The following is an 18,325-nucleotide window of genomic DNA, read 5'->3' as shown; positions in this document are numbered from 1 at the left end:
CGTCCCACCGCCCGCGCCGGACCGTCCCGGGGTCCGGGGCCGTCTTTCGCCTGCCACCCCCTCATCACCAGCCGAGGCCCGCCGCGCCTCACCAACGGAAAACCACTGACGAACCGAGGTCTTGCCATGCCAGAGAACACCCGGCGCCGCGCCGAGATCCTCTCCGCCGTCCCGACCTTCTTCGACGAGGCGGGCGAGCTCGACCACGCCACCACCAAGGCGCACTTCACGGATCTCGCCAGTCGCGTCGACGGTGTCTTCGTGTGCGGCACCACCGGCGAGTTCCCCGCGTTGGACCGGGCCGAGCGCCGGGCGGTGACCGAGGCCGCGCTGGCCGTGTTCGGCCCCGACCGGGTCGTGGTGCACGTCGGCGCCGCGGCCACCCGGGAGGCGGTGGCGCTGACCCGCGACGCCGTCGCGATGGGGGCGCGCAGGCTGGCCACGCTGACCCCGTACTATCTGCCCGCCGACAATGGCGCCGTGCTGCGGCACTTCGCCGCGGTGACGCGGGCGGCCGGTCCGGCCGCCGTCTACGGCTACCTGTTCAGCGAGCGCTCCGGCGTGGTCGTCGAGCCCGCCGACTTCGCCGCGATGGCCGCCGAGACCGGGCTGGCCGGGGCCAAGCTGAGCGGCCTGGCCGCCGACCGGTTCGCCGAGTACCGCGCGGCGCTGCCCGCCTCGGCCGGGCTGTGGTCGGGCTCGGACACCAGGCTCGCCGAGGTCGTCCGCGGCGGCGGCAACGGGGTCGTCTCGGGTCTCTCGTCGGCGTTCCCCGACCCGTTCGCGCGGCTGGCCGACGCCGTCGCCGCCGGGGACGCCGACGCGGAACGTTCCAGCCAGGCTCGGGTGGACGAGGTGCTGGCCGCGCTCTGCGGCACCGTGGAGGGCATCAAGCTGGCGCTGAGCCACCTGGGCCGCGGTACGGGCGCCCTCCGCATGCCGGCTCCCGAGATCGGCCCGGAGCAGCGGCGGCGCATCGCGCGGCTGGCCGAGACCGCTCAGGCGCGATGATCGCGGTCGCGGCCGGCCGAGACCGCTCAGGCATGACGATCGCGGCGGGGGTGACCGGATGAGCCGGGCCGAGCGCGTCCACCGGGAGTTCGTGACCGTCGACGACCCCCGCTGGAGGCAGTGCCACGCGTCCACGCTCGCGGTGGTGGACGGAACCCCCGTCGTCGCGTGGTTCGCGGGCACCAGAGAGGGCACGCCCGACAACCGCATCCGCGTGGCCCGCGGCGGCGAGGTGCGCACCCTGGAGACGGGCCGGGACGTCGCCCACTGGAACCCGGTGCTGGCGAGCGGCCCCGACGGCGCCCTGTGGCTGTTCTGCAAGGCCGGCGCGCGCATCTCCGAGTGGATCACGCTGGTCACCCGCTCGCACGACGGCGGCCTCACGTGGGAGCCGGTACGCGAGCTCGTCCCGGGAGACCGGTCCGGCGGCCGCGGCCCCGTCAAGAACCCTCCGCTGCTCCCTCCTGGGGGCGGCCCCTGGCTGGCGCCCGGCTCGACGGAGCGGTGGGGCGAGCCGCCCCGGTGGGACCCGTTCGTGGACGTCTCCGACGACGGCGGGCTGAGCTGGACGCGTGCCCCGATCCCCGTGGACCACGAGGCGCTCGCCGGCGCCGGGCACATCCAGCCCGCGCTGTGGTGGGGGGCGAGCGGCCCGGTCGCGTTGATGCGCAGCACCGAGGGGCGGGCCTACCGCTCGACCTCCCCCGACGGCGGGCGCACCTGGACGCCAGCCGAGCCCACCGGCCTGCCGAACAACAACAGCGGCCTCACGGTGGTCGCGCTGCCGTCCGGGCGGGTGGCCTGCGTGCACAACCCGGCCGCCGAGTCATGGGGCAGCCGCTGCCCGCTGGTCGTCTCGCTGTCGGACGACGACGGGCTGACCTGGCAGGCCGGGCCGGTCCTGGACGACGGCGTGCTCGCCATCGACCCGGCCGTGCCCCGGCTGCTGCCGTCCGGCGCCGCCGCCCCCGGGTTCGCGCCCGGTGACGACGGCGTCGTGACCAGCGGCGTCGCCGAATACAGCTATCCCTCCGCCGTCGTCACCCCCGACGACCTCCTTGTCACCTACACCTGGCAGCGCAGGGCGATCGTCCTCGCCCGGCTGCCCCTCGCAGATCTGGAGCAGCCATGACCGGTCCGTACCGTATGCCCGTTCCCCGCGCCGAGCAGCCCGTGGCGCCGCGCACCGCGTACCTGATCGCCAGCGGGGACCTGCGCCTGTCGGCCAACGTCGCCGGCTGGGCCGCCCAGGAGAGCCTGGAGAAGGCCGTCTCCGCGGCGTTCGGCGACCTCGGCTGGACGGTGATCCGCGCGCACGAGGTCGATGCCGCGAAGGGGCACGGCTTCATCGACAGCCAGCGGATGGGCCTGGAGGTCTTCAAGACCATCCCCGCCGACGCGCCGCTGATCGTCGCCGAGGCCGTGTGGCAGTACAGCCACCACGTGCTGGCCGGGCTGCGCACCCACCGGGGCCCGATCCTCACCGTCGCCAACTTCGACGGCACCTGGCCCGGCCTGGTCGGCCTGCTCGGGCTCAACGCCGGCCTGACCAAGATGGGCCGCGCGTACTCGACGATCTGGTCGGTCGACTTCACCGACCGCTACTTCCTGGACGGCCTGGCGAGCTGGGTGCGGACCGGTCACATCGCGCACGACTCCTCGCACGTCCGCCCGCTGCCCCCGCTGCCGCCCGGCCCGGAGTCCGAGCTCGGCCGCGCGCTGGCCGAGGAGCTGCTGCGCGACAAGGCCATCATCGGCGTGTTCGACGAGGGCTGCATGGGCATGTACAACGCGATCATCGACGACGAGCTGCTCAACCCCCTCGGGATCTACAAGGAGCGGCTGTCGCAGAGCGCCCTGTACGCCGAGATGCTCAAGGTGCCGGACGCCGAGGCGACGGCCGTGCGCGAGTGGCTCGACGCCGCCGGGATGCGCTTCGCCACCGGCGCCGACGAGGCCACGGAGCTCACCGACCGGCAGCTGCGCGAGCAGTTCAAGATGTACGTCGCCGCGCTGCGGATCGCCGACGACTTCGGCCTCGACGCCGTCGGGATCCAGTACCAGCAGGGCCTGAAGGACCTGACCCCCGCATCCGACCTGGCGGAGGGCCTGCTCAACAACGCCGTACGCCCGCCGGTGACCAGCCGCGACGGCGCCCGCGTGCTCTACGACGGCGCCCCGCTGCCGCACTTCAACGAGGCCGACGAGGGCGTGGCCGTGGACGCGCTGGTGACCAACCGGGTGTGGACCGCCATGGGCCTCGACCCCGCGACCACGCTGCACGACGTGCGCTGGGGCGAGCAGTACGGCGACGACTTCGTCTGGGTCTACGAGATCTCCGGCTCCGTGCCGCCCTCCCACCTGACCGGCGGGTACGCGGGCGCGGTGAGCTGGCGGCAGAACCCGATGTACTTCCCCGCCGGCGGCGGCACCATCAAGGGCGTGAGCAAGCCGGGCGAGATCGTCTGGTCCCGGCTCTACATCGCCGACGCCCGGCTCCAGCTCGACCTCGGCCGCGCCTCCGTCGTGGAGCTGCCGGAGGAGGAGACCGAGCGGCGGTGGGCGGCCACCAACCCCGAGTGGCCGATCGCGCACGTCGTGCACCACGGGGTCGACCGCGACCAGTTCATGGCCCGCCACAAGGCCAACCATGTCCAGGTCGCCTACGCCCCCGACGCCGCCACGGCCGACAAGGCGCTGGTGGCGAAGGCGGCGTTCTTCCAGCGGCTCGGCGTGGAGGTGCACGTGTGCGGGGACGTCGCCATCTAGGGAGCCGTCCAGGGAGCCGTCGCACCACACCTCCGGCGCCACAAGGAAATATCCGCTCTGTCGCGACTCCCGTGGCAATATTGAACGGCGGGACCGGACTGTGGCGAGTTGCCGATTGAGGATGTGGATGTCGACTGCTCACGGTATGGATGACCTGGCGGAAACGCTCGGTGGTGATGCCGTCCACTCCGGGCCGACCGCGCTGCGTATTCTCGTGGGTGCGCAACTGCGACGGCTGCGCGAGTCCGCCGGGATCTCCCGGGAGGACGCCGGCTACGCCATCCGCAGCTCACACTCCAAGATCAGCCGCATGGAGGGCGGGCGCACGAGCTTCAAGCCGCGTGACGTCTCCGACCTGCTCATCATGTACGGCGTCGCCGACGAGGCCGAGCGCGCGGCCCTGCTCGCCCTGGCCAAGCAGGCCAACGAGCCCAGCTGGTGGCACGACTACCGCGACGTGATCCCCGACTGGTTCGAGGCCTACCTGGGGCTGGAGCAGGACGCCTCGTTGATCCGCGCCCACGAGGTGCAGTTCGTGCCCGGCCTGCTGCAGACCGAGGACTACGCCCGCGCGATCTTCACCATGGGCAACAAGGGCGAGTCCGAGGAGCAGATCGAGCGCCGGGTCGAGGTGCGGATGCGCCGCCGGCTCATCCTCGAGCCGCCCGCGCCGCGCAAGCTCTGGGTGGTGCTGGACGAGGCGGCGCTCCGGCGCCAGGTCGGCGGCCCAGAGATCATGCGCGGCCAGCTCGAACACCTCGGCCGGATGGCCGCGCGGCCCCACATCACCGTGCAGGTGGTCCCGTTCGGCTCGGGCTGGGTCATGGGCGGCGTCGGCCCCGTCACCATCCTGCGCTTCCCGCAGTCCGAGCTGCACGACGTCGTCTACCTCGAACAGCTGACCAACGCCCAATACCTCACCAAGGAGACGGACGTCCTGCCGTACCAGCGGCTGATGGACGAGCTCGGCGTGCACGCCTCGCCCGCGAGCGCCACCCCGGCGCTGCTGCGCGAGATCATCGCCGAGCTCTGACCGTCACGGCTTGCGCGCGACCCCGCAGAACGCGTCGACCTCCGGGGGCAGCCCGAACACGTCGGACTCCACCTGCCAGCGGGAGACGGACACCAGGCCCGGCTCCACCAGCTCCAGCCCGTCGAAGAACCGCGCGATCTCCTCGGGGGTCCGCAGCCGGTACTCGTAGACCTCGCCCTTGTCGCGCAGCCGCTCGGCCTCGGCGGCGGCGTCGGGCTTGACGATGTTCGTGCCGTCCTCGAACACCAGGTAGCTGCCCGGGGGCAGCGCGCCGAGCAGGTGCCCGACCAGCCGGTACGCCTCGTCGTCGTCGAAGACCGTGCCCATCACGCCGAGGAGCATGAGCGCGGTCGGGCGGCTCAAATCGAGTGTCTTGGAGGCGAACTCCAGGATGGTGGCGGGGTCGCGCACGTCGGCCTCGATGTAGTCGCAGGCGCCGCGGGGGTCGCTGGTGAGCAGGGCCTGCGCGTGAACCAGGACAAGGGGGTCGTTGTCCACGTAGACCACTCGGCTGGTGGGATCCACCCGTTGGGCCACCTCGTGGGTGTGGTCAACGGTCGGCAAGCCCGTACCGATATCCAAAAACTGCCGGATTCCTGCCGTTCCGGCGAGATATCGAACGGCGCGTCCCAAGAAGACCCGAGAATGGCGGGCGATGTCCTCCATGCCCGGATAGATGTCCCGCAGTTTCTCGGCCAGCTGGCGGTCGGCCGGATAGTTGTCCTTTCCACCCAGCCAAAAGTTCCAGACCCTGGCCTGATGCGGCTTGCTGATGTCGATCCTGGACAGGAGTGCGGGATCCAGGGGTGAATGATCTGTCACGAGAGCTTCACCTCATATGTCGCATCTGCGGTTTTTGCCTTTTCTACCAGGTCTTCATGAACCTGTGGGGCCGGGAGGCCGTACCTCGTTGCAGGACTATGCGAGGAGGTCGGCCACGTGCGGCACCGGATCACGAGCGTAGGCGTCGGAGCGCTGCTGTCGCTGGGCCTGATCACCGCCCCGGCGGGCGCGCACGGAGCATTGGAGAGCCCGCTCAGCCGGGCGGCGGCCTGCGGCGCCGACAGCCCGCTGAAGACGCGGCCGGCCGCCTGCCGCGCCGCCGTGGCGGCCGGAGGCAAGACCGCGACCGCGGAATGGGACAACCTGCGGGTGGCGAACGTCGCCGGCAGGGACCGCGAGACGATCCCGGACGGCAAGCTGTGCAGCGGCGGCATCCCGGAGTTCAAGGGGCTCGACCTGGCGCGCGCCGACTGGCCCGCGACCACGCTCAAGCCGGGGGCGCGCTTCACCTTCCGCTACCGCGGCACGATCCCGCACCAGGGCACGTTCCGGCTGTACGTCACGAAGAAGGGCTACGACCCGACCAGGCCGCTGAAGTGGTCCGACCTGGAGCGCAAGCCCTTCCTCCAGGCCACCGACCCGAAGCTGACGGACGGCTCGTACGTGATCAAGGGCCGCCTGCCCTCGGGCCGGACCGGTCGCCACCTGATCTACACGATCTGGCAGAACTCCGACACGCCGGACACCTATTACTCCTGCTCGGACGTCGTCTTCCGCAACACCGCCCCCGCCGCCGCGGCGGCTGCCGGCGCGGGCGCCCAGCCCGGGCCGGCGACCGAGTACCGGCTCACCGGGTATACCAGCCTGCCCTGGCTCGTCACCGCCGCGGCGCTGTTCGCGATCGGCGCCGGGGCGATGATCATCCTCCTGGCCCGCCCGCGCCGCCACCGCTGACCGCCCCTCAGCCCGCCGCGGGGTCGCCCTCCTGGTCGAGGAGGGCGGAGCTGAGGCCGCAGACCGCTGTGACCAGGGTCTCGCCCAGCTCGCGCCATGACCGTTCGGCGGCGGCCGGATCGACCCGCCCGGTGGCCAGGTCGCCTTCGAGCTCGGCGCACATGTGCACGATGAGCAGCCGCGTCATGGACGCGTACCGCTCGAACAGCCCGGGGTCGCGCTCCTGCCCGCGCGGGGGCCGCAGCTGCTCCAGGCGCTGGAACGAGGGCGTGCTCACGCTCGCCTCGGTGGTGAAGTCGCGCAGGGAGGGCTCCACGATGGCCTGGGCGAGGAAGCGCCCGTACCAGGACGGGGTGCCCAGCTCGATGTGGTGCTCGATGCTCGGGGCGATGACGCAGGTGATCCGGTCGCGGCGCGACACCTCGCCCGAGGACTCCAGCTCGGCCACCATCGGGGCGCGGAGCCGGTCGATCTCGGCCGCGTGGCGCGCGAGGATCGCCTGGATCAGCTCGTCGCGGGTGCTGAAGTGGTATTGGACGGCGGACTTGTTGCGCTGGCCCGCCGCCTCGCGGATCATCCTGATCGAGACGTTGGCGAACCCGTGCTCCGCGTAGAGCCGCTCCGCGGTGTGCATGAGCTTGTCGCGGGAGCGCAGCGAGCGGGGTGACGGCGTGGCGACCGCCGTGCTGACTTTCATGATCGATCCTTGAGCTCGTCCTGCTGTGCCGTCCCCCGATCGATTATCGCCCTCGCCACGAGCACGGATGACGCCGGCGGCCCGCCGCGCGGCCCGCCGGCGCCGTGCTCAGGAGGTCACCAGGTGACCCATACGTCCTGGAGCCCTCCCGACAGCCCTCCGGTGCGAAGGCGCAGCTCGTCCGGGGCGTCCCGCAACCGCAGGCCGGGCAGCCTGCGCGTCAGGGTGCTCAGCACGACCTGGAGCTCTTGCCTGGCCAGCGGCTGGCCGAGGCAGTAGTGCGATCCCGCGCCGAAGGTGAGGTGCTGGTTGCTGTTCTGCCGCCGCGCGTCGAACCGCTCGGGGTCGGCGAACTTGGCCGGGTCGCGGTTGGCGGCGGGGATGTTGGGGATCAGCGTGCTGCCCGCGGGCACCGTGAACTCGCCGAGCTCGACGTCCTCGGTGATGAACCGGGGCACCCCGCCGATGACCGACAGCGTGCTGTCGAGGCGCAGCACCTCCTCGACGGTGCCCGGGATCAGGTCGGGGTCGTCGACCACGGCTTCGTAGCGCTCCCGGTCGGCGAGCAGCATCGCCACCATGATCGCGATCATGTTCGAGGTCGTCTCGTGGCCGGCCAGCAGCAGGCCGCGCACGGTGGAGATGAGCTCGTCCTGGCTGAGCCGGCCGTCCTCGGCGTCGGTGATCTGGGTCAGCTCGCTGAGCAGGTCGTCGCCCGGGTTCTCCCGGTTGCGGTCGACCAGGTCGGACACGTACGAGGTGAACTCCTGGTACGCCTGGTCGACCTCCTCCTGGGTGTTGCGCGTCAGCGTGAGCATGGTCCTGGACCAGTGCGCGAACTTGTCCTGGTCCTCGCTCGGCGCGCCGACCAGCGCGCAGATGACCCGCACCGGGAGCGGCAGGGCCAGCCCGGCCGACAGGTTGCCGGGGGAGCCCTTGGCCAGCATCGCGTCCAGCAGGTCGTCGGTCATCGCCTGGACCCTGGGCCGCCACACCTCCATCTTCCGCGCCGTGAACCAGCGGCTGAGCAGGCGTCGCCACCGCATGTGGCCCTGCCCCTCCCTGATGTCCATGGTGCCTTCGTTGCGCCGGTTGAACAGGCCGCCGTCCTTGGTGGTGGACAGCCGGGCGGCGCCCTCCCTGGCGAGGTTGCGGCTGAAGCGCGGGTCCGCCATGACGGCGCGGGCATCGTCGTACCTGGTCACCAGGGTGGCCACGTCCCCGCTCGGCAGCCGTACGTGCGACACCGGGCACTTGTCCCGCAGCTCCGCGAGCTGCGGCGGCGGCTCCAGGGCGGTGGGGCGGTCGAACGGGAAATCGGGGATCGCGTCAGCGGTCATGTGTCCTCCAGCTCGGAAGCCTGACACTCCGAATATAAGTCGGCCGCCTTATTAAGGCAATCGCCTTGAAACCCGCGCGACGCGGGCTCAGAGCGTGTTGGTGCGCTGGGCGGACTGGTAGACGGCCATTGCCTCGTTCCCGAAGAAGGGCCCGAACATGAACTGGGGGGCGAAGTCGTACTTGAAGCTGTTGACCGAGTTCAGCCAGCCCAGCCCGGTGGACTCGTTGAACCCCTGGAACCACGGCCCGCCGCTCGACCCGCCGGTCATGTTGCAGCGCAGGCCCTGGTCCCTGGTCTGGACGGTGTCGTTGAACGTGCGCCCGCTGCAGTAGATCAACCGGGAGCCGTCGAAGGGCTCGGCCGCCGGATAGCCGAAGGAGAACATCTGCCGCCCCCTGGGCTGGTTGAACGCGACCCCCTGCCCGCCGACCACGTCGGTCAGGGTCCGACCCTGCAGCGGCGCGACCACGGCGGCGGCGACGTCGAAGTTGATGTCCTCGTTGGCGTTCCACTGCTGCGTGGTGAGCAACCTGGTCGCGACCCAGGTGCCGAACGGGCGCCGCCCGTTGTCGAACCCGGGCACGAACACCCAGTTGCGGTGCGCGGCCCCGTTCAGCTTCACGCAGTGCCCCGCGGTCATCACGACGCTCTCATTGGCGCTGGTCACTGCCGAGCCCGAGCAGGAGGCGTTGCCGCCTTCGGCGGTGGTGAAGAAAACGCGCCCGGTGGTGCGGACGACGGCGCCGCCGTCGGTCCACCGCAGGCCGGGGCTGTTGGGCACCACGGCCTGCAACCGCGCGTTGGCGGCCGGGGTGCCAGGGGTCGACCAGGCCGCGCCCTGCGTGGCGACGCCGCCGCCGGTCGACCAGGAAGAGCGCTGGACCGAGCCGTTCCGGCTGGCCCACGGGCTGCCCTCGGTCGGCCCGCTCGACTGGCTGCGGCGCGGCGGCGGGGTCCCCAGCGGCTGCGCCGCCAGCATGCGCTGTGGGGTCCAGTACTGCTGGACGCTCCTGGCTTCCGACCAGGAGTCCGCGCCGGACCAGCCGACGGGCCTGGGGCCGAGCCCGCTCGGGGCGCTCGCCTGGGCGGCGCCCGCCGGTACCAGCGCGCCCGCCAGGGCGAGCGCGACGGTGGAGAGCAGGACGACTCTGCGATGCATACGTACCTCCCGAAACGCGGAATCTGCCGCATGGAGGTACGTATGGCGCTAACTATCTTCCTCAAGGCATGCACATATTGATATGGCGCCGTTGCCGGACGAACTGCTGCCGATACCGGGAGTGACCGCCGCCGTCGCCATTTGCGGTGACGAGCTGCGCCGTTCACGCAGAGGCGTCACACTGTTACCTGCGGCCATCGCCCTTCGGCGGTCCAGGTCATAGACGCTTGGAGGAGCAAGCGATGGCCGCACCCATGTCTCGGGCCGTCGCGCCGGCGCGAGCGGTTGACGGCCTCCTCGGCGATCTGGCCGTCATCGCCGAGGAGGTTCACCCCGGACTAGCGGCCCGTCTCGGTGGACCAGAGCGGGCTCCTGCCGTCGTAGATGACGACGTTGCCGTCGTCCTGCACCTCCAGCCGCGCGCCGGGGTTCTTGCCGGTCTTGGAGTTCCAGAGCGGCGTCGTGCCCTTGTAGACGACCAGGTTGCCGTCCTTCTGCATCTCCAGCCGCGCGCCCGGGTTCCCGCCGGTCTTCGAGTCCCACAGGGCCTTGCCGGCCCTGTAGAGCACGAGGTTGCCGTCCTCCTGCATGGTGAACTGGTAGTCGCCGTTGCGGGAGCGTACGTACTGGTTGGGCTTGAGCCCGTAGCCGGGCTTGAGCACGCTGATCGTGGCGTGGCGGGTCCACAGCGGGGTCTTGCCGGCGTAGATGACCAGGTTCCCGTCGTCCTGCACGGCCAGGCGGGCGCCGGGAGTGTCGGTGTTCGAGGCCCACAGCGCGGTCTTGCCGCGGTAGACGACCAGGTTCCCGTCCTCCTGCATGGCGGCGAACGCACCGGGGCTGTCGCCGGTCTGGCTGCTCCACAGCGCCGTGGTGCCCCGGTACATGACCAGGTTGCCGTCGGCCTGCTGCTGCAGGACGTAGTCGCCGCCGGACGACCGTACGGAGTCACCCGCCTTGAGCAACTGGCCCGGGTTCAGCCACGTCGTACGCTCGACGCCCGCCGTGGCGCTGTGGGCCGTCGCCGCCGACGCGGAGTGCGCGACCGAGCCCACGACCACCGCGCTCGCCAGCGCCAGCGCCCCGATGTATGCCGACATCTTTCGCATGTTGCTCCCCAGTGAGGTGATCAAGGAGAGCGACACTAATCAGCGGCCGCTACGGGGGCGGCTCATTTCGAAAGGCCTGAAACTGTCGGCCCGCTACAGCAGGTCCTCGCGGCGGACGGCCGCCTCCTGCCTGACCTCGGCCAGGAACGCCTCGACCGGGCCCCGCCGCAATGGGTCGGTGCTCTCGTCGACGAGGGTGCCCAGCGGGTGTACGCGGTGCACGTCCAGCAGCCAGCAGCCGTGGATGGCCTCCAGCAGGTTCTCGAGCAGGTCGAGGGCCGGGCGGGCCGGGTCGAGCGGGGTGATCGGCAGGTAGACCGCGTCGAAGTCGAGCCCGAGCTCGGGGTGGTCGGCGTGGGCCCGCTCGGCGAGCTCCTCGGCCGCGGTGATGCGGTATCTGGCCTCCGTGACGCCGCTGAGGTGGCCCTCGGCGATGTGCAGCGCGTGGCGGATCATCGGCATGACGGCCTGCCGCGGGGACGTGCCCGCCCCTATCGCGGTCACGATCTCGGTGAGGCTCTCCTGGACGAGCGGCCTGATGCCGTCGACCCGGGCCACGACCTGCGCCGGGTGCAGGCGGGCGCGGCGCGCGGTGGTGGAGGCCGCCGCGTAGAGCCAGTGCGCGGCGGCGATGGCGGCCGCGGCCGGGTCCACGTGGGTGAACAGCTCCTCGGGGCCGAAGGGGTGCCGGTGCAGCAGGCCGTCGGCCTGGGCGACCTGGAGAGGGGAGGCGTCCTCGCGGCTGAGGACGACGGCCTGCTGGGCGCGGTCGGACAGGTCGCCGAGCTCGGCCTGCTCGATGGCGGCCAGCTCGTCGGTGACCTCGGTGATGATGCGGACCGTGAGCTGCGAGATGTCGAAGGCGCGCAGGGAACGGCCGACGCGGTGGGCGCTGTCCTCGACCCTGGTGGTCGAGGTGGGGAACGGGCTGCCGATGGAAGGGCCAGGGCTGGTCAGCGCGGGGACGATGGCGGCGAAGGCGTCGCGTTCGCACTGCCGGTACCAGCCCAGGCTGTTGGGCCCGTGCCGCTCCGCGGTGCTGGCCGGATGGGTGTAGCAGCGCCAGCAGGCCTGCGACAGGTCGGTCAGGGAGGTGGCCAGGCGCAGGGCGTCCCAGGGGGAGCGGGCCCGGGGCAGCTCGGCCACGGTGGTGGCGGTGTCGCCGATGCCGGTGCTCCATTGGGCTATGAGCATGTTGCGGTTGTGATCTATGGCGTACCGGGTCACGCGACCTCCTCGGCTGAAGGGGGCGGGGTGAGCGTGATGGCATGCCCAGGATGCTGTATTCACCGGTGCTCCGGAGGGGATTCGCTCCGACTGCAGGTCGCTGATCAGCGCTTTTGCCGGGAAATGCGGCGTAACTCCCCTGCTGGAGGCCCAGGCGGCAAGGCCGCGCGCATCGCGTTCATCGCGCGCGGCCCCGGCGGTGTCAGGAGACGGTCAGGTAGAACGCCGCGTCGGCCCGGACCCTGAAGGAGACCTGGCTGTAGACGGCGATGGTGTCCAGCCGCTGCTCGCCGCACGCCTGCGGGTTGAGCTCGACGGACAGCGCGCGCGGAGCGGAGTATTCGCCGATGGGCGTGGCGTGGATCGCCACCGGGCCGGTGAGGTCGACGCTCTCATCGACGGTCACGCAGTAGACGCCCCGGTACGGGTGCCAGACGTCGGTGATGTGGCTGCCCTGGATCAGGGAGCCGTCCTGGTCCACCTCGGCCGACGCCTGGGCGTACGGCGTGTCCGCGTAGGCGGCGACCGGTGTCAGGACGGCGACTGCGGCGAGCACCCCTGCGGCTATGCGCCTGATGTTCTTCATTGGTTGTCCCTTCGGGCCAGATCAGGAGATGGAGAGGTCGAAACCGGAGTCGGCGAGCCGCGCCGTGTGGGGGTTGAAGACGTTGACCGTGATGGTGTTGTCCCGGTGGCAGGTCGCCGAGGGGTTCCTGAAGGCGATGTGCGGCAGTCGCAGCGCGTGGCGCGCGGTGATCTGGATGACTGCCTCGGTCACGTCGACGTCTTGGTCGACCTGCACGCAGTATTTGCCGGTGGCCGCCCGCCAGGTCGCGACGATGTTCTTGCCCAGGTTGAGCCTGCCGTCCGCGTCGACGACCGCGCCGGCCCGCGCGTACGGGGCCTTGAGTTCGTCGGCGTACACGGCGGGGCCGGTGGCCAGGACGAGACCGGTGGCGGTCAGAGCGAGCCCGCCCGCCAGGATACGACGGAGCATGAAGTCCCCCTCGGTTACAGACAGATGTATGCCACGACAGAAAGTAATTAGGGGAGGGGGATTGCGACGCGAGCCACCCCGGAAGGCGACGCTCAAGCTTTTTTGATCAACCGCAAGTGAACCCGTGGCCCAGCGCGGGCGTCATGCCTCCTCCGGCGGCCGCCTCCGCGACCGCCGGAGCCGTACGGTTCAGGCCGGCATCAACATGCCCAGGCCCCCTGGACGGCGAGATGGACACCGCGGTCGAAGGAGAAATCAGACATGAGGCGACTATCGCCGCGAGAACGGGACTCCGCCAGAACATGGCGCCGGGCATGTCCGGAACCTTGGGAGTCTGGTCCTGAGGGCACGGGATCGCGGGCCCGGGGCGGGCGGCGTAACGTCGTGAACTGCGGCTTTGGCTAGCTTCTGACCTGTTTATCCGAAAAATACGCATCTTGTGGCATTTCGCCGAGACGGAAGAACGTCAGTGGGAAGGATTAGCGTGGGGCGGTACGTCCCGGGCTAGGGCCGGCGATCGGTCCGGACGCCGTGGATGTCTCAGCGTTCGAGCGGAGGGAAGCGATCGTGGGGTCTCTCGCGGGCGGTGAGCTGCCTCCGGATGACGTCGTCGTCACGGCCCTGCGCGCCGGGGACGAGGCGATGTTCGCGGCGCTGCTCGACACCTGGTCCGGGGGCATGTTGCGGGTGGCCAGGTCCTACGTGTCCACCGATCACTCCGCGGAGGAGGTCGTCCAGGACACGTGGCTGGCGGTGATCGGCGGGATCGACGCGTTCCAGAGCCGGTCGTCGGTCAAGACGTGGGTCTACCGCATCCTGATCAACACCGCGAAGAAGCGCGGCGCCCGCGAGAGCCGCACGCTGCCGTGGAGCTCCTTCGAGCACGACGGCGTCTCGGTGGCGGACCAGGGCTTCGACGCGGTGCTGCCGGGCGGCTGGAAGGAGCTGCCCGCGGCCTGGCCGACGCCGGAGAGCGAGGCGCTCGCCTCGGAGGTGCGCGGGCTGATCGCCGAGGGGCTGGCGCGGCTGCCTCCCCGGCAGCGGATCGTGATCACCTTGCGGGACGTCGAAGGGTGCACGTCCGACGAGGTGTGCGAGATCCTGGAGATCTCCGAGGCCAACCAGCGGGTGCTGCTGCATCGCGCCCGCATGGCCGTGCGCGGCTGGCTCGCCGACTATTTCGAGTCCGTGAAGCAGCCGGAGTAGCCGGTGGGCTTCTCCTGGGCGGCGAAGCGGCGACAATAAGTGAAACGGTTCATATCCAGAGGCAAGGGCGGTCGACGTCGTGAAGCGGTTCACCTGCGACGAGCTGGCGGGGCTCATCACCGCCTACCTTGAGGACGCCCTCGACCGGCCGGCCCGCGACGGCGTGCGGGCGCATCTGGCCTGCTGCGAGGGGTGCGAGCGCTACGTCGAGCAGTTCCGGGCGACCATCGGCGCCCTCGGCGACCCGCCCCCGGAGAAGCTGCCCGCCGACATGCGCGACCGGCTCATGTCCGCCTTCCGCGAGCGTCGCCGGTTATGAGCCGCGTTGTGGGCCGCGTGGTGGGCCGCGTCGTGGGCCCCACCGTGGGCCGCGGGGCGGGCCGCGTCATGAGCTGGGGCCCGTGCGGAAGCTCGCCCGCAGCGCGGCGAGCACCGGCGCCGGCATGACGTCGTCGCGCAGGCAGCCGAGCGCCGCGATCGTCGCGATCAGCTGCGCCAGCCGCTCCCAACACGCGGGGCAGGCGCCCAGATGGTCCGCGACCAGCCGCCGTCGCCCCGCCGGGAGCGCGGCCTCCAGATAGTCCGTGAGCAGCCCCAGCACGTCGTCGCACCCGAGGCCGTCCGCTGCCCGCTCCATGTGACCTAGTGCCGGTCACGCCCCATCCGTTACACGAAAATCCGCCTGTAACGTTCGCGCGCCTCGCGGGTCTGTAGACCTGTGCGCCACGCGAAGGGGACGACGATGATCGGGCTGACGTCCGAGAGCACGCCGCTGCGGGACGCCTCCGAGGTGGCGGATTTCGCGCGCCGATGCTTCCAGCCGGCCGCGCAGGGTCCGGACGCCGGGGAGCGGGTGGGCGTCGAGCTGGAGTTCCTGGTCTTCGACCGCGCGGCGGCGGCCGCGCAGGTGCCGATGGCCGAGGTCGAGCGGGCGGTCCCGGCGCTGCCGGGCGGCAGCCGGGTGACGTTCGAGCCGGGCGGGCAGCTCGAGCTCTCCGGCCCCGCGGCCCCGCTGCGGGACGCGCTGGACCGCCTGGCCGCCGACGTCTCCGCCGTGCGCGCCGCCCTGCGCCCGGCGGGGCTGGTGCTGGCCGGGGTGGGCCTCGACCCGGTGCGCCCGGCCCGCCGCCAGCTCCGCCTGCCCAGGTACGACGCCATGGCCGAGTTCCTCGGCGAGCCGTACGGGGCGCTGATGATGTGCTCGACCGCCTCCGTCCAGGTCAACCTGGACCTGGGGGAGCGGCCGCAGGCCCGCTGGGAGCGGGCGCACGCGCTCGGCCCCGTGCTGATGGCGGCCTTCGCCAACTCGCCGCTCAGCGGCGGCCGGCCGTGCGGCTGGATGTCGGGCCGCCAGGCCGTCTGGGACCGCCTCGACCGCACCCGGACCGCGCCCGTGCCCGCCCCGGGCCGCCCCGCCGCCGACCCTGCCGCGGATTGGGCCGACTACCTGCTGGACGCCCGGCTCATGCTGGTGCGCGAGGACGGCGAGCGCTGCCGCCCGGTCCGCGACGGCTCGACGTTCCGCGACTGGCTGAACGGCGCGGGCGAGCGCCGCCCCACCGCCGACGACCTGGCCTATCACGCCACGACGGTCTTCCCCCCGGTGCGGCCCAGGGGCTGGCTGGAGATCCGCTACCTCGACGCCCAGCACCCGGCGGCCTGGCCGGTGTGCGTGGCGGTGACCCACGCCCTCGTCGCCGACGACCGGGCCGCCGACGCCGCGCTGGCCGCCGTGGAGCCGTACCTGGGGCCCGGCCGGACGCCGAGCCGTGAGCTGTGGCGGGAAGCGGCGCGGTGCGGGCTGAGCGAGCCGCGCCTGGCCCGGGCCGCCGAGGCGTGCTTCCGCGCCGCGCTGGAGGCGCTGCCCCGCCTCGGCGCGGACTCCGGCCTGGTCGGCGAGGTGGCCGCGTTCGCCGACCGGCACGTGACACCGGGCCGCTCACCGGCGGCCGACCTGATGGATCCGGTGCCGGGACGGCGCGTCCCGGCCTGGCTGAACGGAGAAGGACGGCCATGAACGACTCCAAGGAACGCATCGCGGCCGAGCTCCTCGCCGTGCGCGACCGGTCGCTCGCCTACACCGAGGCGGACGACGACCTGCTGGTGCGTCAGCACTCCCCGCTGATGTCGCCGCTGGTGTGGGACCTCGCGCACGTCGGCAACTACGAGGAGCTGTGGGTGCTGCGCGCGGCCGGCGGCATCGAGCCGATCCGCCCCGAGATCGACGACATCTACGACGCGTTCAAACATCCGCGCAAGGACCGCCCCACCCTGCCCCTCCTGGGGCCGGCCGAGGCCCGCCGCTACATCGAGGGCGTACGCGGGCGCGTGCTCGACGTCCTCGACGCGATCGACCTGGAGGGCGCCGACCCGCTGCACCGCGACGGCTTCGTGTTCGGCCTGGTGATCCAGCACGAGCACCAGCACGACGAGACCATGCTCGCCACCCTGCAGCTGTCCGGGCAGCCCGGCCTGGTACGCGAGGGCGACCTGCCCCAGGGCCGCGGCGGCGGCCCCGAGGAGGTGTACGTCCCCGCGGGCTCCTTCATGATGGGCACCGCCACCCTCCCCTGGGCCTACGACAACGAACGCCCCGCCCACCAGGTGGACCTGCCCGCGTACTGGATCGACCGGCTCCCCGTCGGCAACCGCGCGTACGCGGCGTTCATCGAGGAGGGCGGCTACGACGACCCGCGCTGGTGGTCCGCCGAGGGCTGGCAGTGGCGGCAGCGCAGCGGGGTGGTCGCCCCCCTGTTCTGGGTCAGGGACGGCGACGCCTGGTGGCGCAGGCGCTTCGGCCGGACCGAGCCGGTCCCGATGGACGAGCCCGTCCAGCACGTGAGCTGGTACGAGGCCGACGCCTACGCCCGCTGGGCCGGCAAGCGGCTGCCCACCGAGGCCGAGTGGGAGAAGGCCTGCGGCTGGGACCCGCGGGCCCGCCGCGCCCGCCGCTACCCGTGGGGGGAGGAGGCCCCCGACCCCACCAGGGCCAACCTCGGCCACCGCGCCGCCCACCCCGCGCCGCTGGGCGCCTACCCGGCCGGGGCCAGCGCGTACGGGGCCGAGCAGATGGTCGGAGACGTGTGGGAGTGGACCGGTTCCTGGTTCCAGCCCTACCCGGGCTTCCGGGCGTTTCCCTACAAGGAGTACAGCGAGGTGTTCTTCGGCCAGGAATACCGGGTGCTGCGCGGCGGCTCCTGGGCGGCCGATCCGGCGGCGGTCCGCACCACGTTCAGGAACTGGGACTACCCGATCAGGCGGCAGATCTTCACCGGGTTCCGCTGCGCGCGTTCGGAGCTGGTCTAGGTGTGCAGGCACGCGGCCTGGCTGGGCGAGCCCCGCCCGCTCACCTGGCTCATCCACGAACCCGAGCACGGCCTGTTCAAGCAGTCGTACGCGCCCCGGCACCAGCGCCACGGCATGATCAACGCCGACGGTTACGGCATGGGCTGGTACGACTCCACGCGCCCCGAGCCCGTGCGCTACCGCCGTACCGTGCCCATCTGGTCCGACGCCAACCTGCCCGCGCTCGCCCAGGTCGCCCGCTCCGCCTGCCTGCTCGCGGCCGTGCGCTCGGCCACCGCGGGCATGCCGATCGAGGAGAGCGCCACCGCGCCGTTCACCGACAAGGGGTGGCTGCTCAGCCACAACGGGCGCGTCAGCAAGGACGCGCTGCGCGACCTCGCCGACGACCTGGCCGGCCGCGCGGAGAGCGCGTGCGACGCCGCCTGGGTCGCGAGCGCCGTGTTCCTGCGCGGGCGCGCCGGGCTGGGGCTGGGCGAGGCGCTGGCCGAAGTCGTCGTCCACGCCGGGAAGAAGGACCCCGGCGCCCGCCTCAACCTGCTCGCCTGCGACGGCGCGTCGATCGCCGCGACCGTCTGGGGCGACACGCTCTTTCACCACCGAAGCCACGACGGCGTGCGCGTGGCCAGCGAACCGCTCGACGACCTGCCGGGCTGGCAGCCCGTTCCCGAGCGCAGCCTGCTGACCGTCACCCCCGACCGCGTTGCCGTGCAGCCGTTGTGATCTCACCATAGG

At 71.9% G+C, this 18,325-nt stretch carries 19 protein-coding genes; 10 read left to right on the top strand and 9 right to left on the bottom strand.

The genetic code is table 11. The annotated features are described in order from the left end of the window. Positions 1-126: 126 nt before the first annotated feature. From H4W80_RS33055 to H4W80_RS33040, 4 genes are all read left to right on the top strand, one after another. Positions 127-1,011: a dihydrodipicolinate synthase family protein gene (locus H4W80_RS33055; protein ID WP_192788655.1), complete on the top strand. Its 885-nt coding sequence runs from the start codon at positions 127-129 to the stop codon at positions 1,009-1,011. A gap of 58 nt (positions 1,012-1,069) precedes the next feature. After that, on the top strand, positions 1,070-2,143 hold the full coding sequence (locus H4W80_RS33050; protein ID WP_192788654.1) for an exo-alpha-sialidase: 1,074 nt from the start codon (positions 1,070-1,072) through the stop codon (positions 2,141-2,143). Then, positions 2,140-3,780 (top strand): fucose isomerase, encoded by a 1,641-nt coding sequence (locus H4W80_RS33045; protein ID WP_192788653.1) that lies wholly within the window; start codon positions 2,140-2,142, stop codon positions 3,778-3,780. Before H4W80_RS33050 ends, H4W80_RS33045 begins: the two co-directional genes overlap by 4 nt. 145 nt (positions 3,781-3,925) lie before the next feature. Further along, complete coding sequence (locus H4W80_RS33040) at positions 3,926-4,813, top strand: helix-turn-helix domain-containing protein (protein ID WP_192788652.1); 888 nt, start codon at positions 3,926-3,928, stop codon at positions 4,811-4,813. Between the two features lie 3 nt (positions 4,814-4,816). Here H4W80_RS33040 and H4W80_RS33035 read toward each other — a convergent pair whose 3' ends face one another. Beyond that, positions 4,817-5,635: an SAM-dependent methyltransferase gene (locus H4W80_RS33035; protein WP_192788651.1), complete on the bottom strand. Its 819-nt coding sequence runs from the start codon at positions 5,633-5,635 to the stop codon at positions 4,817-4,819. A gap of 117 nt (positions 5,636-5,752) precedes the next feature. On the opposite strand from H4W80_RS33035, the gene H4W80_RS33030 reads away from it, so the two are divergent. Then, positions 5,753-6,550, top strand: coding sequence for a lytic polysaccharide monooxygenase auxiliary activity family 9 protein (locus H4W80_RS33030; RefSeq protein ID WP_192788650.1), 798 nt, complete (start codon positions 5,753-5,755; stop codon positions 6,548-6,550). A gap of 7 nt (positions 6,551-6,557) precedes the next feature. Here the strand turns inward: H4W80_RS33030 and H4W80_RS33025 are convergent, their stop codons facing one another. The 7 genes from H4W80_RS33025 to H4W80_RS32995 form a co-directional block, all read right to left on the bottom strand. Beyond that, positions 6,558-7,247 carry a TetR/AcrR family transcriptional regulator gene (locus H4W80_RS33025; RefSeq protein WP_192788649.1) on the bottom strand — a complete coding sequence of 230 codons (690 nt, stop codon included), beginning with the start codon at positions 7,245-7,247 and terminating at the stop codon, positions 6,558-6,560. A 116-nt stretch (positions 7,248-7,363) separates the two neighbouring features. Beyond that, complete coding sequence (locus tag H4W80_RS33020; RefSeq protein ID WP_192788648.1) at positions 7,364-8,587, bottom strand: cytochrome P450; 1,224 nt, start codon at positions 8,585-8,587, stop codon at positions 7,364-7,366. An 87-nt stretch (positions 8,588-8,674) separates the two neighbouring features. Beyond that, positions 8,675-9,748, bottom strand: a complete 1,074-nt coding sequence (locus H4W80_RS33015; RefSeq protein ID WP_192788647.1) for a trypsin-like serine peptidase — start codon at positions 9,746-9,748, stop codon at positions 8,675-8,677. Between the two features lie 338 nt (positions 9,749-10,086). Further along, a complete protein-coding gene (locus H4W80_RS33010) occupies positions 10,087-10,848 on the bottom strand; it encodes a curculin domain-containing protein (protein WP_192788646.1) in 762 nt (253 codons plus the stop codon). A gap of 102 nt (positions 10,849-10,950) precedes the next feature. Continuing rightward, the gene (locus H4W80_RS33005; protein ID WP_192788645.1) at positions 10,951-12,084 is read right to left on the bottom strand and encodes a hypothetical protein; all 1,134 of its coding nucleotides are present in this window, start codon (positions 12,082-12,084) and stop codon (positions 10,951-10,953) included. Positions 12,085-12,286: 202 nt separating this feature from the next. Next, positions 12,287-12,670 (bottom strand): hypothetical protein, encoded by a 384-nt coding sequence (locus H4W80_RS33000; RefSeq protein ID WP_192788644.1) that lies wholly within the window; start codon positions 12,668-12,670, stop codon positions 12,287-12,289. 21 nt (positions 12,671-12,691) lie between these two features. After that, entirely contained in the window at positions 12,692-13,081 is a 390-nt protein-coding gene (locus tag H4W80_RS32995; protein WP_192788643.1) for a hypothetical protein, read from the bottom strand. Between the two features lie 567 nt (positions 13,082-13,648). On the opposite strand from H4W80_RS32995, the gene H4W80_RS32990 reads away from it, so the two are divergent. Both H4W80_RS32990 and H4W80_RS32985 read left to right on the top strand, forming a co-directional pair. Next, complete coding sequence (locus tag H4W80_RS32990; protein ID WP_318787176.1) at positions 13,649-14,287, top strand: sigma-70 family RNA polymerase sigma factor; 639 nt, start codon at positions 13,649-13,651, stop codon at positions 14,285-14,287. A gap of 79 nt (positions 14,288-14,366) precedes the next feature. Next, complete coding sequence (locus tag H4W80_RS32985) at positions 14,367-14,606, top strand: anti-sigma factor family protein (RefSeq protein ID WP_192788642.1); 240 nt, start codon at positions 14,367-14,369, stop codon at positions 14,604-14,606. Positions 14,607-14,672: 66 nt separating this feature from the next. Here the strand turns inward: H4W80_RS32985 and H4W80_RS32980 are convergent, their stop codons facing one another. After that, on the bottom strand, positions 14,673-14,924 hold the full coding sequence (locus H4W80_RS32980; protein ID WP_192788641.1) for an anti-sigma factor family protein: 252 nt from the start codon (positions 14,922-14,924) through the stop codon (positions 14,673-14,675). Positions 14,925-15,029: 105 nt separating this feature from the next. Between H4W80_RS32980 and egtA the strand changes: the two genes are divergently transcribed. The 3 genes from egtA to egtC are packed head-to-tail and all read left to right on the top strand — an operon-like array spanning position 15,030 to position 18,313. Further along, entirely contained in the window at positions 15,030-16,304 is a 1,275-nt protein-coding gene (gene egtA / locus H4W80_RS32975) for an ergothioneine biosynthesis glutamate--cysteine ligase EgtA (protein WP_192788640.1), read from the top strand. Beyond that, positions 16,301-17,593 carry an ergothioneine biosynthesis protein EgtB gene (gene egtB / locus H4W80_RS32970; RefSeq protein ID WP_192788639.1) on the top strand — a complete coding sequence of 431 codons (1,293 nt, stop codon included), beginning with the start codon at positions 16,301-16,303 and terminating at the stop codon, positions 17,591-17,593. The genes egtA and egtB overlap by 4 nt, the downstream gene beginning before the upstream one ends. Beyond that, complete coding sequence (gene egtC / locus H4W80_RS32965; protein ID WP_192788638.1) at positions 17,594-18,313, top strand: ergothioneine biosynthesis protein EgtC; 720 nt, start codon at positions 17,594-17,596, stop codon at positions 18,311-18,313. The last annotated feature ends 12 nt before the right edge of the window (positions 18,314-18,325 follow it).

It is taken from the genome of Nonomuraea angiospora (assembly GCF_014873145.1).
Taxonomy (GTDB): domain Bacteria; phylum Actinomycetota; class Actinomycetes; order Streptosporangiales; family Streptosporangiaceae; genus Nonomuraea; species Nonomuraea angiospora.
The sequence above is the reverse complement of the archived record's forward strand: the minus strand, read 5'-3'. Positions and strand labels throughout refer to the sequence as shown.

Bases quoted from the DNA above. Each gene is read 5' to 3' on its own strand.
- H4W80_RS33050 (WP_192788654.1), top strand. From the start codon at position 1,070: ATGAGCCGGGCCGAGCGCGTCCACCGGGAGTTCGTGACCGTCGACGAC.
- H4W80_RS33020 (WP_192788648.1), bottom strand. From the start codon at position 8,587: ATGACCGCTGACGCGATCCCCGATTTCCCGTTCGACCGCCCCACCGCC.
- H4W80_RS33015 (WP_192788647.1), bottom strand. From the start codon at position 9,748: ATGCATCGCAGAGTCGTCCTGCTCTCCACCGTCGCGCTCGCCCTGGCG.
- H4W80_RS33055 (WP_192788655.1), top strand. From the start codon at position 127: ATGCCAGAGAACACCCGGCGCCGCGCCGAGATCCTCTCCGCCGTCCCG.
- H4W80_RS33000 (WP_192788644.1), bottom strand. From the start codon at position 12,670: ATGAAGAACATCAGGCGCATAGCCGCAGGGGTGCTCGCCGCAGTCGCC.
- egtA (WP_192788640.1), top strand. From the start codon at position 15,030: ATGATCGGGCTGACGTCCGAGAGCACGCCGCTGCGGGACGCCTCCGAG.
- H4W80_RS33040 (WP_192788652.1), top strand. From the start codon at position 3,926: ATGGATGACCTGGCGGAAACGCTCGGTGGTGATGCCGTCCACTCCGGG.
- H4W80_RS32995 (WP_192788643.1), bottom strand. From the start codon at position 13,081: ATGCTCCGTCGTATCCTGGCGGGCGGGCTCGCTCTGACCGCCACCGGT.
- egtB (WP_192788639.1), top strand. From the start codon at position 16,301: ATGAACGACTCCAAGGAACGCATCGCGGCCGAGCTCCTCGCCGTGCGC.
- H4W80_RS33025 (WP_192788649.1), bottom strand. From the start codon at position 7,247: ATGAAAGTCAGCACGGCGGTCGCCACGCCGTCACCCCGCTCGCTGCGC.
- H4W80_RS32980 (WP_192788641.1), bottom strand. From the start codon at position 14,924: ATGGAGCGGGCAGCGGACGGCCTCGGGTGCGACGACGTGCTGGGGCTG.
- H4W80_RS33010 (WP_192788646.1), bottom strand. From the start codon at position 10,848: ATGTCGGCATACATCGGGGCGCTGGCGCTGGCGAGCGCGGTGGTCGTG.
- H4W80_RS33045 (WP_192788653.1), top strand. From the start codon at position 2,140: ATGACCGGTCCGTACCGTATGCCCGTTCCCCGCGCCGAGCAGCCCGTG.